The sequence below is a fragment of the Chromobacterium sp. W521 genome, from assembly GCF_052805975.1.
Window position 1 is genome coordinate 395899 of the sequence record NZ_JBRBAF010000002.1, and the last position, 15049, is coordinate 410947.

Annotated in this window: 11 protein-coding genes; 7 read left to right on the forward strand and 4 right to left on the reverse strand. The window is 64.9% G+C overall.

What is annotated here, in order from left to right; all coding sequences use genetic code 11:
• Window positions 1-156: 156 nt before the first annotated feature.
• Both ACUXV1_RS04310 and ACUXV1_RS04315 read left to right on the forward strand, forming a co-directional pair.
• Window positions 157-819: a response regulator gene (locus tag ACUXV1_RS04310; protein WP_019104203.1), complete on the forward strand. Its 663-nt coding sequence runs from the start codon at window positions 157-159 to the stop codon at window positions 817-819.
• On the forward strand, window positions 816-2168 hold the full coding sequence (locus ACUXV1_RS04315) for an ATP-binding protein (protein WP_043637114.1): 1353 nt from the start codon (window positions 816-818) through the stop codon (window positions 2166-2168). Before ACUXV1_RS04310 ends, ACUXV1_RS04315 begins: the two co-directional genes overlap by 4 nt.
• A 125-nt stretch (window positions 2169-2293) precedes the next feature.
• Here ACUXV1_RS04315 and ACUXV1_RS04320 read toward each other — a convergent pair whose 3' ends face one another.
• Window positions 2294-2719, reverse strand: coding sequence for a hypothetical protein (locus ACUXV1_RS04320; RefSeq protein ID WP_446014538.1), 426 nt, complete (start codon window positions 2717-2719; stop codon window positions 2294-2296).
• Between the two features lie 50 nt (window positions 2720-2769).
• Window positions 2770-4746: a TonB-dependent copper receptor gene (locus tag ACUXV1_RS04325; protein ID WP_446014537.1), complete on the reverse strand. Its 1977-nt coding sequence runs from the start codon at window positions 4744-4746 to the stop codon at window positions 2770-2772.
• Window positions 4747-4866: 120 nt separating this feature from the next.
• On the opposite strand from ACUXV1_RS04325, the gene ACUXV1_RS04330 reads away from it, so the two are divergent.
• From ACUXV1_RS04330 to ACUXV1_RS04345, 4 genes are all read left to right on the forward strand, one after another.
• Window positions 4867-6144, forward strand: coding sequence for an ATP-binding protein (locus ACUXV1_RS04330; protein ID WP_043637197.1), 1278 nt, complete (start codon window positions 4867-4869; stop codon window positions 6142-6144).
• Window positions 6144-6668, forward strand: coding sequence for a response regulator transcription factor (locus ACUXV1_RS04335; protein ID WP_043637108.1), 525 nt, complete (start codon window positions 6144-6146; stop codon window positions 6666-6668). Before ACUXV1_RS04330 ends, ACUXV1_RS04335 begins: the two co-directional genes overlap by 1 nt.
• A 205-nt stretch (window positions 6669-6873) precedes the next feature.
• On the forward strand, window positions 6874-8502 hold the full coding sequence (locus ACUXV1_RS04340) for a 3-(methylthio)propionyl-CoA ligase (protein WP_081556599.1): 1629 nt from the start codon (window positions 6874-6876) through the stop codon (window positions 8500-8502).
• 401 nt (window positions 8503-8903) lie between these two features.
• Complete coding sequence (locus ACUXV1_RS04345) at window positions 8904-10781, forward strand: methyl-accepting chemotaxis protein (RefSeq protein ID WP_205208421.1); 1878 nt, start codon at window positions 8904-8906, stop codon at window positions 10779-10781.
• 210 nt (window positions 10782-10991) lie between these two features.
• Here ACUXV1_RS04345 and ACUXV1_RS04350 read toward each other — a convergent pair whose 3' ends face one another.
• Both ACUXV1_RS04350 and ACUXV1_RS04355 read right to left on the reverse strand, forming a co-directional pair.
• The gene (locus ACUXV1_RS04350; RefSeq protein ID WP_203390784.1) at window positions 10992-11363 is read right to left on the reverse strand and encodes a CesT family type III secretion system chaperone; all 372 of its coding nucleotides are present in this window, start codon (window positions 11361-11363) and stop codon (window positions 10992-10994) included.
• Window positions 11364-11374: 11 nt separating this feature from the next.
• Window positions 11375-13069 carry a type III secretion system effector inositol phosphate phosphatase gene (locus tag ACUXV1_RS04355; RefSeq protein WP_446014535.1) on the reverse strand — a complete coding sequence of 565 codons (1695 nt, stop codon included), beginning with the start codon at window positions 13067-13069 and terminating at the stop codon, window positions 11375-11377.
• A gap of 121 nt (window positions 13070-13190) precedes the next feature.
• Between ACUXV1_RS04355 and ACUXV1_RS04360 the strand changes: the two genes are divergently transcribed.
• A complete protein-coding gene (locus ACUXV1_RS04360; RefSeq protein ID WP_446014534.1) occupies window positions 13191-15041 on the forward strand; it encodes a tetratricopeptide repeat protein in 1851 nt (616 codons plus the stop codon).
• Window positions 15042-15049: the final 8 nt, after the last annotated feature.

Sequence of the window (15049 nt, forward strand, 5' to 3'; positions counted from 1 at the left end):
ATTTCAGTGACGAGGCGATGAAATTTCTTGAGCGCAGCCTTTAAGATTGTCTTAAGCGCAGGCTGCTGCAATCCGGTTTTGCGGCGGCGCTTGTTACGGCGGCGAGAGCGCGCTAGGCTGCCGGGACCTTGAACGCCCGGCGGCGGGGAGACGGATATGCGGGTTTTGGTGGTGGAGGACGACGCTCAGATCGGCGACGGGTTGAAGATGGGCCTGGAGCAGCTGGGTTTCGTCGCGGATTGGTTTCGCGACGGCAAGCAGGGCCTGGCGGCGCTTGGCGCCGCGCCTTACGACGCGGTGGTGCTGGACCTGGGGCTGCCGGGCATGGACGGCATGGATATCTTGTCCGCCTGGCGGCGCGGCGGTCAGGATGTGCCGGTGCTGGTGTTGACCGCGCGCGACGCGCTGGCAGACCGCGTGGGCGGCCTGGACGCCGGCGCCGACGATTATTTGGTCAAGCCGTTCGCGCTGACGGAGGTGGCGGCGCGGCTGCGCGCGCTCCATCGTCGCCGCCACGGCCAGAGCCATCCGGAATGGCGGCATGGCCGTCTCTGTCTGGACCCGGTGGCGCGCGCGGCCACGCTGGACGGCGCGCCGCTTGAGTTGACCGCGCGCGAGCTGGCGCTGCTTGAGCTGCTGCTCAGCCACAAGGGACGAGTGCTGCCGCGCGAGCTGATCGAGGACAAGCTCTACGGTTGGGGACAGGAGCTGGAAAGCAATGCGGTGGAGGTGCATGTGCATCATTTGCGCAAGAAGCTGGGCAGCGCCTTCATCCGCACGCTGCGCGGCGTCGGCTATACCTTGGGAGATCCGGCATGAGAGGACCGCGCAGCCTGCAGGCGCGGCTATTGCTGCTGCTGTTGTTGATTGTGCCGGCGATCTGGCTGGTGGCTTCCGCCGCCGCGGCCTGGCTGGCGCACGAGGAGGTGGACGAGCTGTTCGACACCCAGATGGGCCAATTCGCTCGGCAGCTGCTGCTGGTGGATGTCGGCGACGAAGAGGTGATTGATCTGCCCAAGCTCAAGCATCTGCTCAAACACGCGGACAAGGGGCAGTTGGACAACGACGATTTCGGCTTGGCGGTATGGGACCGCCACGGCCGGTTGCTGCTCAGCGACGGCCGCGGCCGTCGCTTCGATTTCGAGCCGGAACGGCGCGGCTTCCACGATTATCGCGGCAAGGACAGCGATCACAACTGGCGACTGATCTATCTGGCCGCGCCGGACGGTTCGCGGCTGGTGGCGGTGGGGCAGAAGCAGGGCTTGCGACACGACATGGTGCTGAAGGTGGTGTCCGCCCAGCTGCTGCCGTGGTTGTTGGGTCTGCCGGTGATGCTGTTGCTGATCCTGCTGGCGGTGCGTCGCGAACTGGGGCCGCTCAAGCGTCTGGCCGCCGGCATTGCCCAGCGCGCGCCGGACGACAGCGAGCCGGTGTCGCGCGAGGTGCCGCGGGAGGTGATGCCGTTGGTGGACGCGCTCAACGCCTTGTTCGCCCGCATTGCCTCCACGCTGGAACATGAGCGCCGCTTCACCGCCGACGCCGCGCATGAACTGCGCACGCCGCTGGCGGCGCTGAAAGTGCAGGCCGAGGTGTTGGAACTGTTGCCGGACGAGGAACGGCGCAAGCACGCGTTGCGGCAGCTGATGCTGGGCATAGACCGCGCCACGCGGCTGGTGGAGCAGTTGCTGGCTCTGTCGCGGCTGGACCCGCTTAGCCGGCCGGGACAGGGGCAGCCCATCGCCTGGGCGACGCTGGCGGAGCGCTTGCTGGCGGAGATGGCGGCGGAGGCTGCGCTCAAGGGGGTGAAGCTGGAGACGGAATGGCGTTGCGTGCCGGAGCGGGCCTTGCCTTTGAGCGGCGATGAAACCCTGGTGGGGCTGATGCTGCGCAATCTGCTGGAGAACGCTATCCGCTACGGCGCCGAGGGCGGCGAGGCGCGGCTGGTGCTGGCCGAGGACGCGGTTAGCGTGCTGGACCGTGGTCCGGGCGTGGCGGCGGAATGGCTGGCACGGATACGCGAGCGCTTCTTCCGCCCGCCGGGCCAGGACGTGGCCGGCAGCGGGCTGGGGCTGTCCATCGTCGAGCGGGTGGCGGAGCTGCACGGCCTGAGGCTGAGCCTGGCCAACCGCGACGGCGGCGGGCTGGAAGCCAGTTTGCGTCGGCGCTGAGGCTGCGGCAATTTGCCGCATGGGAACGCCGGGGGAATCCGGCTATGCTGGCTGCGCTGGCCCTGACGCAGCCAGCGTTCTACATTTGGTTGCAGCTCGCCGGTTTCGGCGGGCTTTCTTTTTGCCTAGTCGGGTCGGGACGGCGCGCCAAAGCGCATCAGCCAGAACAGCGCGTTGCAGACGCCGCCTGCCATGGCGCCAAGGTAGAGGTTCATCAGGTCGTTGTACAGCAGCGGTTCGGCCAGTCTGGCGTAGACGAAGGTGACCGCGCTGCCGCTGGAAGCGCCGGGCAGGAAGGCGACCAAGGCCAACAGCCAGCGCGGCCATCCCTGTTGCCAGCCAGCGATGGGACGGGCCAGCAACATGCGCAGCAGGCAGAGCAGCAGACCGAATCCCAATGCCGGGATCGCACCCATCAAATAAGCCATCATCGGCACCACGCCGCTGGCCAGCAAGGCCACCAGCGGGCCGAGCAGGATGAACAGGGTCAGGCCGCAAGCGAGGATTTTCAGATAGGGCGTTTTCATCCGGCGGGGAGAGGGCGGTGGCAAAAGGCCTCCAGCCTAGCAGACTGGAGGCACGGCGGCGAGAGGGCGAGGAATCAGAACTGTAATTGCACGCGGCCCCACAGGGTGCGGCCCGGCTCGTTGACCTGCAGGGTGCGTTCGTAACCGGCCACCATCGCGCCTCCCTTGCTGACGCTTTCGGCGTAGGCTTTGTTGAACAGGTTGTCCACGCCAACCAGCAGTTTGGCGTGTTTGTTCAGCCGCAGGCCGCCGTCCAGCGACACCACGCCGAAGCCCGGCGTCGCGCCGATGTCGGTGCCGACGATATTGCCCTGGCCCGGAGCCACGCGGTCCTGGCGCTGCACGCCGTGCACGGTCAGGCCGGCCGCGTATTTGCCGTTGTCCCATTTCAGCGCCGCCTTGGCGTCCAGCGGCGGAGTCTGGCCCAGCGGGCGGTTCTCATCGAGGTTGGCGGCCCAAACCCAGGCCAGGCTGCCGGACAGTGCCCATTCCGGCGCGAAGCGCCAGCTGAGCTCGCCTTCGAAGCCGTAGCGGCGGGCATCGATATTGCGGGCCTTGCCGCCGATTGCGCCGGGCTCGCCTTCCACCAGGATAAAGTTCTGCACGCGGCTGGCGTAGGCGGATAGCGAGCCTTGCAGCTTGTCGTTGCGGTAGAGCAGGCCGGCGTCCAGCTGACGGTTGGTTTCGCTGTTCAGCGTCGAGCTCTTGTTGCGCTCCCAGAAGTCGGGCGCGCGTTCGGCTTGGCCCAGGCCGACGTAGCGGGTCCAATTGCCCGCCGTGTGCTCATAGCGAAGGAAGCCGGCGTTGAGCTGGTACTGGGTTTCCTGGCGCGCTTGAGCCGGCATCATGTGCGTGGCGGCCTTGGCCTCGTAAACCGCCTGGGTCTGGTCGCGGCGCAGACCGGCAATCAGCTTGCCGCCGGCGCCCAGCGGGTGGCTGGCTTCGGCGTAGACGCCGTGATTGTCGAAGCTTTGGTTGGGCGCGCGCGGCTGGTCCACGTATTGGCCGGCATTGACGCCTTTGCCCATGCGGCTGCGGTGGCGGTCGCTGAGCCAGTCGAACCCGGCGCTCACTTCCCAGTCGCCAAACGCCATGTCGGCGGCCAGGCGGCCGGTGTCGGCGCTGCGGTCCGGGTTCATCGCGGAACGGCTGGCCGGGGCGGTCTGCGGGCGCAGGGAGTAGTTGTCCATCACGTGGTCGACATAGCTATGACCCAGTTGCAGCCGCAGCGCGTCCAGCCAGCCGCTGAGGTTGCGGCGCTCGGCTTTGAAGCTCCAGGCGTCGCGGTCGAACTTGCTGCCGTCCATGCCTCGGTCCGCGTAGGCGGCCTGGCCGTGGCTTCGGTCCAGCGCCAGTTCCAGCGTGGTGTCCCGGTCCGGGGTCAGGCCGGCGATCAGGGTCTGGCTGTCGCGGTCGAAGCTGGAGTGGACCTTGGCGCCGTTGCCGTCCTTGTAGTCGCCGCCGTGATTGCGGCTGGCGATGGCGCGCACATAGCCCAGGCTGGAGCCGAAGGCGGCATCGGCGTAGACATCGTTGCGGTCGGCGTTGCCGCCGGTCAGGCTTCCGTTGAAGCGCACGCCGGCCTCGTCAAAGCGCTTGGTCTTGCGTTCGAAGTTGACGCCGCCGCTGATCAGGCCGGGCCCGAGTTTGACGCTTTGCGGACCCTTGACCACGTTCACTTCGTCATAGGCGTCCGGGTAAAGATAGGCGGTGGGCGGGTCCATGCGGCCGCCGCAGCCGCCGAACACGAAATTGCCGTCGGCGAGGATGGCCAGTCGCGAACCGCCCAGGCCGCGCAGCAGCGGATCGCCGGAGGCGCCGCCCTTGCGGATGACGTTGAAACCGGGCAAGCCTTTGAGCAAGCCGGCGCCGTCGGCGGACGGCAGCGGCTGGCGCGGCGCGCGCGGGTCCACCGACATTTTCAGCGGCTGTTCCTCCTTGGCGGCGGTGACGAGGACCTCCTCGCCGCGGAATTCCGGCAGCTCCTGGGCAAAGGCGTGGCCGACGGCGAGCGCCAGCGGGATAGGCAGCAAATAGTGTTTTTTAGACATTTTTTAGAAACTAACATTAACAAATTTGAGAATGACAATTCTAAATTGCATGATGTCCCGCCCCAATGCGGCAAAGTGTCGCAGCGTCCCTGGGCGCTCCATGGTGATAAAGTGTTGGCCATGATTGCCGGATTCCCTGTTTCTTCCCCCCGTCTGGGCCTGACCGCGGACATCGCGCGCTCGGCGCGGCTGATAGGCTGGCTGCGCTGGCTGATGTTGCTGCTGGGCTCTACGGTGGCCTTGGCCTGCTGGTGGCAGCAGGTCTATCTGCCCTGGCCTTTGCTCTCCCAGGCGCTGCTGACGCTGGCCGCGGTCAACGTCTGCCTGCCGTGGTGGCTGCGCCACGGCGGCGACCCTTTGCTGGCTTTGCGCTTGGGACTGGCCGCCGACGTGTTGGTGTTGACCGAGCTGTTGGCCTTCACGGGCGGCGCGGCCAATCCGCTGGCTTCGCTGTTTCTGCCGCCGGTGCTATTCGCCGCCTTGCTGTCGCCGGGCCTGTTCGCCTGGGCCCTGGCGCTGGTCAGCGTCGCGGCCTACGGCCTGTTGTTCGAGTGGCATCTGTCCTGGCCGGTGGACCACGGCAATGCCCTGCATATCTTTTCCATGCATCTGACCGGGATGTGGTTGAGCTTTGCGCTGTCTGCGCTGTTGATCGCCGGCTTCGTATCCTGGCTGGCGCGGCAGCTGGCGCTGCGGGAAGCGGCGCTGGCGACGGCGCGGGAAACCCAGTTGCGCGACGAGCAACTATTGGCGGTGGGCATGCAGGCGGCCGGAGCCGCCCACTCGCTGTCCACGCCGTTGAACACCATGACCCTGCTGGTGGACGAGTTGCTGGCCACCCGGCAGCAGGACGCTGAGCTGATGGAGGACTTGCGGCTGATGAAGGCGCAGCTGGCCAATTGCGGCAGCGCGTTGGCGCGCTTGAAGTTGGGGTCTGAGTCCGCGCCGGGGGAGAGCGGGCTGTTTGCCGCGCTGGCCGAGCAGCTGGCCGGCTGGCGTTCGCTGCGGCCGGACGTGCGGCTGGATTGGCAGGCGCCACGGGGACCGGACCCGCTGGTGGCGTTGGACCCAGCGTTCTGGCCGGCGTTTTTCAATCTGATCAACAACGCGGCCGAGGCCGGCGGCGGCGAACTGACGGTGGCGGCGCGGCTGGAGCAGGGGGCCTTGCTCCTGGACATCGTCAACCATCAAGGCTGTTTGACCGACCAGCAGCTGGAGCGCGCCGGGCTGACCCCGTTGCCGTCCGACAAGCCGGTGGGCATGGGGCTGGGCGTGATGCTGAGCCACGCCACGCTGGCGCGGCTGGGCGGTTCGCTGCGCTTGCTGAACCGGCCGGAGGGCGGCGTGCACGCGCAGGTGCGCCTGCCCTTGCTAGTGAATGATAAGGACGGAGCCTGATGCTGGACTTTCTTTTGGTGGACGACGACGAAGCCTTTGTCGCCATTTTAGCGCGCTCGCTTAGCCGGCGCGGTTTTCAGGTGGCAGCGGCCCAAACCGCCTCGCAGGCTCTGGAGCTGGCCGGCGAAGCCCCGGCGCGCATCGTGCTGGACCTGAATCTGGACGGCGACAGCGGGCTGCGCTTGCTGCCGGCGCTGCACGCCGCCTGTCCGCGCAGCGCCATTCTGATCCTGACCGGCTACGCCAGCATCGCCACCGCGGTGGAGGCCACCAAGCTGGGCGCGGTGCAATACCTGGCCAAGCCGGCGACGGTGGATGAAATCCTGGCCGCTTTCGAACAACAGCAGGCCAATCCGGAACTGCCTCTTACGCCGCAGCCTATGTCATTGCGACGGGTGACCTGGGAGCATCTGCAGCGGGTGCTTAGTGAGAACGACGGCAATATCTCCGCCACAGCGCGGGCCTTGAACATGCACCGGCGCACTTTACAACGGATGCTGGCGAAAAAGCCGGTGAAGAGTTGAAGACAGGCCTGTTGTATTGCTACAGCCTCGCTCGGCTGCCGGCAATTGGCTGGATGCGGACTGTAGCGGTCTTTGTTTCTCAATTACCTATCAATGACAAGGGTATAAATCCGGCTTGGCCGCGCCATCAGAAAAATTGATTGGAGCGTCCACTCTAGCCGCCGTATGGTGAATGTCCATAACCATGCCAATGGAGGGGACAACCATGCTTCACGGACAGATGATGGACCGGCCTTTGCTGATTTCCGATTTGCTGCGCCACGCCGAAACCTATCACGGCGACACGCCCATCGTATCGCGTACCGTTGAGGGCCCCATCCATCGCTATACCTATCGCGAAGCGGCGCGGCGAGCGCGCCAACTGGCCAACGCGCTGGCGGCGCTGGGCGTGCGCCAGGGCGATTGCGTGGGCACCCTGGCCTGGAACGGCTACCGCCATTACGAAACCTACTTCGCCGTGTCCGGTTACGGAGCGGTGTGCCACACGGTGAATCCGCGGCTGTTCGCGGAGCAGATCGCCTGGATCGTCAACCACGCGGAAGACAAGGTGCTGATGTTCGACCTGAGCTTCCTGCCGCTGGTGGAGCAGATCGCGTCGCAGCTGGGTACGGTGGAAACCTTTGTGCTGATGACGGACAAGGCGCATATGCCGACGCAGACGCCGCTGGCCAACTTGCTGTGCTACGAAGACTTGGTCAACAGCCACAGCGACCAGTACCAGTGGCCGTTGCTGGACGAAAACGCAGCATCCAGCCTGTGCTACACCTCAGGCACCACCGGCAATCCCAAGGGTGTGCTGTTCTCGCATCGCTCCACCGTGCTGCACGCCTACGGCAGCGCCTTGCCGGACAGCTTCGACATCTCGGCGCGCGCCTGCGTGATGCCGGTGGTGCCGATGTTCCATGTCAACGCCTGGGGCCTGCCTTACAGTTGCACCATGAACGGCAGCAAGCTGGTGCTGCCGGGGCCCAAGTTGGACGGGGTCAATCTGTACGAGCTGATCGAAAGCGAGCAGGTGACCGTGACAGCCGGGGTGCCGACGGTGTGGATGATGCTGTTGCAGCATTGTCAGAAGAATCATCTGAAACTGCATTCCCTGAAGCGGGTGATCGCGGGCGGCTCGGCGGTGCCGGAAAGCATGATCGAACAACTGGCCGAGCACGGCGTGGAAATGCGTCAACTATGGGGCATGACCGAGCTGTCGCCATGCGGCACCACCGGCACGCCCAAGCTCAAGCACGAAGGCCTGGACCAGGCCGGACTCAACGCCTTGCTCAGCAAGCAAGGGCGGCCGATCTACGGCATCGAGCTTCGCATTGTCGACGACGCCGGCAAACCGCTGCCGCACGACGGTGTGGCTTTCGGTAATCTGCAAGTGCGCGGCCTGTGGGTATTGTCGCAATATTTCCGCCGCGAACTGGATGCCAGCCACAGCGCCGACGGCTGGTTCAACACCGGCGACGTGGTGACCATAGACGCCGACGGTTTCATGCGCATCACCGACCGCACCAAGGACGTGATCAAGTCCGGCGGCGAGTGGATCAGCTCCATCGAACTGGAGAACATTCTGGTGGGCCACCCGGCGGTGGCGGAGGCGGCGGCCATCGGCATTCCGCATCCCAAGTGGGACGAGCGGCCGCTGATGGTGGTGGTGCTTAAGCCCGAGGCCAGCGCCACGGTGGAAGAATTGCTGGGCTTCTATGAAGGCAAGATAGCCAAATGGTGGACGCCGGACGATGTGGTCTTTGTTGAGGAACTGCCGCACACCGCCACCGGCAAATTGCAGAAAGTGCGGCTGCGCGAGCAGTTCCGCGATTATCGCTGGCGTTCCTGACGCCGGCGGCGGAATAGGCTGGACTGAATAGAGTAATTACGCTACAGTGGCGGCTGCACTGAAAACCGTATGGTTTTGAGGTGTTAGCCCCTCGAAATGTCGGCCGGTCCGCCGGACGACGTTTCTTCCTCGTGTTGGCCCCTGCCGTTGTCAAACCGCAGGGGGTTTTTTTGCCCGTCGTACCGGCTGGCCGAGTCCCTATCCTCCTGTGTTTGATCAAACAAAATCATAATCTGTCACAACAGTACCCATATTTGATATTTATAACGGGTGACTTCCGTTAAACTGCCTGGATATAAATCAACAATAACAATTGGCTGCCAACGGTATGGGGAGTGTCGCCGGCAATGCGCGGCATCGGAGCCATGGTTGTCAATCACGCGAGAAAAAAAGGACTGTTCATGAAATCTCTTCGTAGCCGGCTGATCGCCTTGAACGCGCTATTGATGGCTTTGTTCGGGCTGGTGCTCGTCGTCATCGTCTTCGTGCAGATGCGTACGGAAATACTGCAGGGCCTGGACCAGGAATTCGAGGCCAGCCTGAAGGGGCAAAGCTCGGTGGTGACCACTTGGCTGGGAGAGAAGAAGCAGCAAATCGTCGCGCAAAGCACAATGGCGTCCGAGTCCGACGCCATTCGTTTTCTGAAAACCGGCGCCAAGGCCGGCGGATTCAATGTCAACTACGCCGGCTACGCCGACGGCCGCTCGCTGTTTTCCGATGACTGGACCGCGCCGGCCGACTACAAGGTAGCCGACCGCGATTGGTACAAGCGCGCGAAGGATAGCGGCCAGGCCGTGGTGACCGACCCGTACCTGGATGAAGCCACCAAGAAACTGACGGTGACGATTTCCGCTCCCTTCAACCACAACGGCGCTTTCGCCGGCGTGGTGGGCGGCGACGTGATGGTGGACGCGCTGGTGAAATCGGTGCTGGGCTTGAAAGTGCGCGGCAACGGCTACGCCTTCATCATGGACAAGAAGGGCACGGTGATCGCCCACCCGCAAACCGACCTGGCCTTGAAGTCCATCACCAGCGTGGCGCCGGAACTGACGCCGGAGCGCTTGGCCGATATCGTTAGCCACAACCAGGCGTCGGAAGTGCAGATCGGCGGCCAGGCCATGCTGTTGTCCGCGCAGGAAATCCCCGGCACCAACTGGGTGATGGCCTTGGCGGCGGACCGCGCCACCGTGCTGGCGCCGTTGACCACCTTGCTGTACACCATCGCCGGCCTCTCCGCGCTGGTGTTTGTGCTGATGATTCCGTTGGCAAGCCTGGTGATCGGCCGCATGTTGGCCGGTTTGGTGCGCCTGAAAAACGCGATGGAGGACATTTCCCACGGCGAAGGCGATCTGACCTTGCGGTTGAAGGACGACGGCCAGGATGAGATAGCCGCCACCGCGCGCGCCTTCAACACCTTCGTCGCCCAGTTGGCACAGTTGTTCCGCGGCCTGAAGCAGGACGCCGCAGGAGTGGTCAACGGGGTGCAGGACGCCAGTCAATTGGTGGCCGGCGTGGCGGACAGCTCGCGCCATATTTCCGATGTGTCCTCGTCCAACGCCGCCACGCTGGAACAGATCACGGTGTCGATCTCTCACATCGCGGACAGCGCGCGTCAGGCGGATGAGCTGACCAGTCTGACCGGCGCCAGCCTGGAGGCCAGCGCCAGCAATATGCAGCGCCTGTCCAGCGGCATGGAGGGCACGGTGCAGTCGGTGCGCGGCTTGGAGTCCATGTTGTCCTCGCTGGACAAGCGCTCTCAGGAAATCTCCGGCATCACCAATGTGATTCGCGACATCGCGGACCAGACCAACCTGTTGGCCTTGAACGCGGCGATCGAGGCGGCGCGGGCCGGCGAACAGGGCCGCGGCTTCGCCGTGGTGGCCGACGAAGTGCGCAAACTGGCCGAGCGCACCGCCCAGGCCACGCTGGAAATCTCCAATATGGTCAGCGCGATCCGCGACGAAACCGGTCGCGCGGTCAACGACGTTAACCAGACCGTGGCCGCGGTGGACGAGGGCGTGGAACTGACCCGCGAGGCCGTGGCCAAGATAGAGGACATCCGCGCTTCCATGCTGGACGTGGTGGCCAAGATGAACGAGATTTCCGACTCCACCAGCGAACAGCACAAGGCGACGACCTTGATCGCGCAAAGCTCGGAAGCGATCAACGGCCATGTGCTGGAAAACGACGATGCCTTGCAGAATGTCAGCAGCACGCTGACCGGCTTGTCGCTCAATGCCAGCAAGATGAATGCGGAGTTCAACAAGTTCCGCCTGTAAGAGTCTGTTCAAAGCCTCGCGAGCAAGAGCGAGACAAGGCGAAAACGGCTGAGAAAGCCGGATGTACGCGTGGTGCATGAGCATTTGGAAGCCTTACCCACCGTGGGACGCCTCACGACGCGCAGCAGATCGTAAGCAGATTCTAAGGTTGCGTGGGAAACAAAACACGGCCGGAGAGCATGCTCCCCGGCCGTTGTCACGCGTGGCCGCTCAGTAGGCCTCAGCATCCAGCCGGCCACCCAGCCCCAACTCGGTTTGCAGGCCGCGGGCGACGCCAAGCAGACATTCCAGCCCGGCCTGCAGTTCTGCGCCGCTGCTGCTGTCCGGCAGCCGCAGCAAGGCCAGCAGCAACTCGCCATCGGCGTCCGCCGCCAGTGTCACCGGGCTGGCGAAATTGTGCTGTAGCAGGCGCTGCAGCGTGGCGGCGTCGCTGGGCAGCACGCCAAGCGGGCAAGCCATTTCCAGTCCGGCGGCGCTTTCCTCGAAGTGCACCGCGAACTCGTCGCCGAAGAATAGCACCGGTGCCTCGTCGTCCAGAGCCAGCCCCAAGGTATCGTACAAGCTGAGCAAGAGTGTGTTCATCGTGTGAGCCCTCACGATTTGAGCAGGGTGGACAAGCCCTGCGCCTGTAGCCAGGCGTTTGCGTCGCCGATGCGTTGGCTGTAGGACAAATTGAGCAGCGAGCCAAAGGGCAACTGTTTCATTACCTTGTTGCCGGGCGCGCCGGTGTTGTAGGCCTGCACCTCCAGATTGCCGCCCTGAGTCAGCACCTTGCCGAACAATTTACGCATGTCCTCGTCCAGCGCTGCCTCGGGCTGGCTGGGCGCGTGTCTCTGATGCTGGGCAATCGCCTCGCGCTTGATCTCGGCGTCCAGCATGCCGGTGCGATCCTTGCCGCTCTTGCAGTTCCAGCACGGCACCGCGCCGATCTCGAAGGCCAGCATCGCTACCCGTTGCGCAGCCTTGTAAGGCTCGCCGCCGTCGCTGCGGTGGGATTGCTTTGCCCAGATTTCCTGAAGCTGCATGGCCATGATTTCGACCTGCTTCTTATTAGCCGGGTTTTGCGCCAGGTAGTCGCCCACCCAGCCGCCGGGGGCTGTACCCGGCTTCAGATCCGGACCCAACAATTGATGCAAGGCTTCGAGGTTGAGCTTGTCGGATTCTTTGTGGCCCATGCCCAGCTTGAGCGCCAGTTCGTTGACGCCGAAATTGAAGGCGGCCACCTCCAGGTTCACCCTGACGGATTGCAGCTCGCCATCGGCGTTTTTGATTTGCAGCGTCAGCGGTTGCGGCGCCGATGTCAAAGCGCGCCAGGCGCCGACCTGGTCGCGCAGCATGCCGCTTTCGCCGCCCAGACCCGGCGTCACCAGCGCGGTGGAGGTCAGCCGCAGGGTGACGGTGTCGCCGGCCAGCGCTTGTTGCAGTGTGCCCGGCTGCGAGAACAGCGCGGCGGTGGCGACTTCGGTGGCGCGCTGTAGCGCGCCGGCTTGGCGTTGCTGTGCGTCTTCCACGCCGTAAGGCGACAGAATGCCGTGGCGGATGCCTTTGAACCGCGTCTGGTCTGCGTCGTCCTTCAGCTCGGACAACCACAGGTTGGCCGCGTGGCGGGTTTCAGTCGTGGAAGCGGAGCAGACGCCGTTATTGTCATAGCCTTGCGGGAAGATGTCGGCGGCGCCCAGTTTCATCTGTCCGGCAGGAATCAGAGTGCAGCTGTATTCGCGCCCATTGTGTTGTAGGCGGGTTTCCACCGTCTGCCATGGACGTTGGTTCAATAAGCGGGTGCTGGCCTGCTGCAATGAGGCTTTAGCTTCGCGCTGCGCCAGCTTTGCCGGCAGGCCGGCGCGAGTCAGGGCCGTGGCGATCACCGTCCTCACATCGTGGCTCAGCTTAGCATTGGCGGTCATTTCCCGCGGCTGCACCGCGCGGTCGGTTTTGAAGCGGGCGGCTTGCAATTGCTCTGCCATCGCGTGCAAGGTCTTGGCCTCGGTGCTGTCGCCCAGGCCGAATCCATGCAGGGCCAGGTGGGCGGCTTCCAGTTTGTGACTTTGTAGCGCGTACAAACCATGCAAGGAACGCGAGGATGCCTGCGCGGTTTGCGCATGCTGGCTCAGGTGGCTGAGCCAGCCGCCGGCGGGTTCCACGCGTTGGATGTCGGCGGCGCTGAGTTTGCGCGGCGCCGGCGCATTGCCGGCAACGGGACCGGTCTGGGTTCGGGTGGCGGCTTGAGCGTTATTGCCGTGCATCCAGTGAGAGGGGCGTAGTGCTTGGAGGAAATTCAGGCGGAGCATGATAAAGGACATTTCATCAAGAAGAGATGCTGGTTACTATGCGGGAGACGATATTCAGCGGATTTCAAAAAGCGCTTATCGAAACGGAGCCGGACGGTTGTGTTTCGGGCGCTGAAAACTTATGACCGAATCGACTTCCTATGCCTTGCGCGCCGGCGCCTTGCTGGCGGCCGGCGACCTGAACGGCGCGCTGCTGGCCGCGCAAAGCGGTTTACAGGCACAGGCGGACAACGCCGAATTGTGGAACCTGCTGGGTGTGTGCGCAGCGCGGCTGGAGCAACTGGCGATGGCGGAGCAGTGTTGGCGCCAAGCGTTGCAATGCGACCCGTGGACCCCGGACGCCCATTACAATCTGGGCCGTTGTCTGATGGCGCAAGGCCAGCTGGCGCAGGCGGAGGCGCATTACCGCGCGGAACTGGCGCAGCGCCCGGAGCACGCCGCCTGCCAAGGCAATCTGGGGGTGTTGTTGGAGGAGGCGGGGCGGCTGGATGAGGCCGAGGCCCAATATCGGCAGGCCTTGCGCTTGCGGCCGCAGTCCGCCGCTCATTGTTTCAACCTGGGCCGTTTATTGTATCGGCAGCAACCGGAAGAGGCCGAGGACTGCTTGCGCCGGGCATTGACCTGCGCGCCGGACGATGTCGACGCGCTCAATCTGCTGGGACAGCTGCTGGCGGAGCGCGGCGAGCGGGGCGAGGCGGAAACGCTGTTGCGCCGGGCGTTGGCGCTGGAGGCGAGCCATGCCGGGGCGCTGACCAATCTGGGTTTGCTGTTACAGGCTCAGCGGCGTTGGGCCGAGGCGGAAGCCTGCTTGAGCGCGGCCGCTGAGCGAACACCGGAACAGGCGCAGGTGCTGGGCAATCTGGCCTTGTGCCTGTGGCGCCAAGGGCGCAGCGCTGAGGCGGAGCCGCTGGCGCGCCGGGCCTTGGCGCTGGAACCGGCCGGCGCGGAAGCGCATCAGCAATTGGCGCTGGCTCTGGCGCAGCAAGGCGCTTGGGATGAGGCCGAGGCGACGTTGCGCGCCGGGTTGGACGCTCAGCCGCTGCACGCCGGGCTGCGTCGCAATCTGGGCTATCTGCTGCTGACCCTGCGGCGCTGGGGAGAAGGCTGGCCCTTGCACGAGGCCCGGCTGGAAACCGCGCCGTCTCCGGCTTTGACGTCGCCGCGCTGGCGCGGCGAGGCATTGACCGGACGTCGTCTGCTGCTGTGGTTCGAGCAGGGCTACGGCGACGCCTTGCAGATGGCGCGTTACTTGCCGCAGCTGTTGCAGCGTTCGCCAGGGAGCGTGGTCGCCGCCTGCCGGCCGGCCTTGCTGCCCTTGTTGGCGGCTCAGGGCTGGCCGGTGGAGTGCTTGCCGATATCCGACCTGGGCGGGCCGTGGCCCGAGCACGATTGTCATGTATTTTCGATGAGCTTGCCCGGCTTGTTGCAACCGGAGCCGATGCCGGAGCCGGCGTATCTGCGCGCCGACGCCGCCGGCCGCGCCGCCTGGCGCGCGCGCTTGCCGGCCGGCGGACGCAAAGTGGGGCTGGTGTGGCGCGGCAGACCGGAGCATGAATTCGACCATTGCCGGTCTTTACCGGATCTGGAAACGCTGCATCCGTTGCTGACAGCGCCAGGAATCACCTGGCTGGCCTTGCAGCCGGAGTTGAACGAGACGGAGCGCGACTGGCTGCGCGCGCGCGGCGTGGAGGCACTGGGAGATGAACTGACGGACTTCGCCGCCAGCGCCGCCTTGCTGGCGGAATTGGACGGGCTGGTGACGGTGGACACCGCCTTCGGCCACCTGGCCGGCGCCTTGGGACTGCCCTGCGCCTTGTTGCTGTCGGCTGATCACACCGACTGGCGCTGGGGGCTGGACAGCGAAACCACGCCCTGGTATCCGGAGCATCGCTTGTTCCGCCAAAGCGAGCCGGGCGATTGGACCGAGCCGTTGGCGCGGGTTCTGTCGGCGGGCTTCGGCGCTAGCGCCTGAGCCGGCGG

What these genes read in the sequence shown, in the direction of transcription:
- ACUXV1_RS04310 (WP_019104203.1), top strand. Translation starts at nt 157, where the DNA reads ATGCGGGTTTTGGTGGTGGAGGACGACGCTCAGATCGGCGACGGGTTG.
- ACUXV1_RS04315 (WP_043637114.1), top strand. Translation starts at nt 816, where the DNA reads ATGAGAGGACCGCGCAGCCTGCAGGCGCGGCTATTGCTGCTGCTGTTG.
- ACUXV1_RS04325 (WP_446014537.1), bottom strand. Translation starts at nt 4,746, where the DNA reads ATGTCTAAAAAACACTATTTGCTGCCTATCCCGCTGGCGCTCGCCGTC.
- ACUXV1_RS04330 (WP_043637197.1), top strand. Translation starts at nt 4,867, where the DNA reads ATGATTGCCGGATTCCCTGTTTCTTCCCCCCGTCTGGGCCTGACCGCG.
- ACUXV1_RS04335 (WP_043637108.1), top strand. Translation starts at nt 6,144, where the DNA reads ATGCTGGACTTTCTTTTGGTGGACGACGACGAAGCCTTTGTCGCCATT.
- ACUXV1_RS04340 (WP_081556599.1), top strand. Translation starts at nt 6,874, where the DNA reads ATGCTTCACGGACAGATGATGGACCGGCCTTTGCTGATTTCCGATTTG.
- ACUXV1_RS04345 (WP_205208421.1), top strand. Translation starts at nt 8,904, where the DNA reads ATGAAATCTCTTCGTAGCCGGCTGATCGCCTTGAACGCGCTATTGATG.
- ACUXV1_RS04350 (WP_203390784.1), bottom strand. Translation starts at nt 11,363, where the DNA reads ATGAACACACTCTTGCTCAGCTTGTACGATACCTTGGGGCTGGCTCTG.
- ACUXV1_RS04355 (WP_446014535.1), bottom strand. Translation starts at nt 13,069, where the DNA reads ATGCTCCGCCTGAATTTCCTCCAAGCACTACGCCCCTCTCACTGGATG.
- ACUXV1_RS04360 (WP_446014534.1), top strand. Translation starts at nt 13,191, where the DNA reads ATGACCGAATCGACTTCCTATGCCTTGCGCGCCGGCGCCTTGCTGGCG.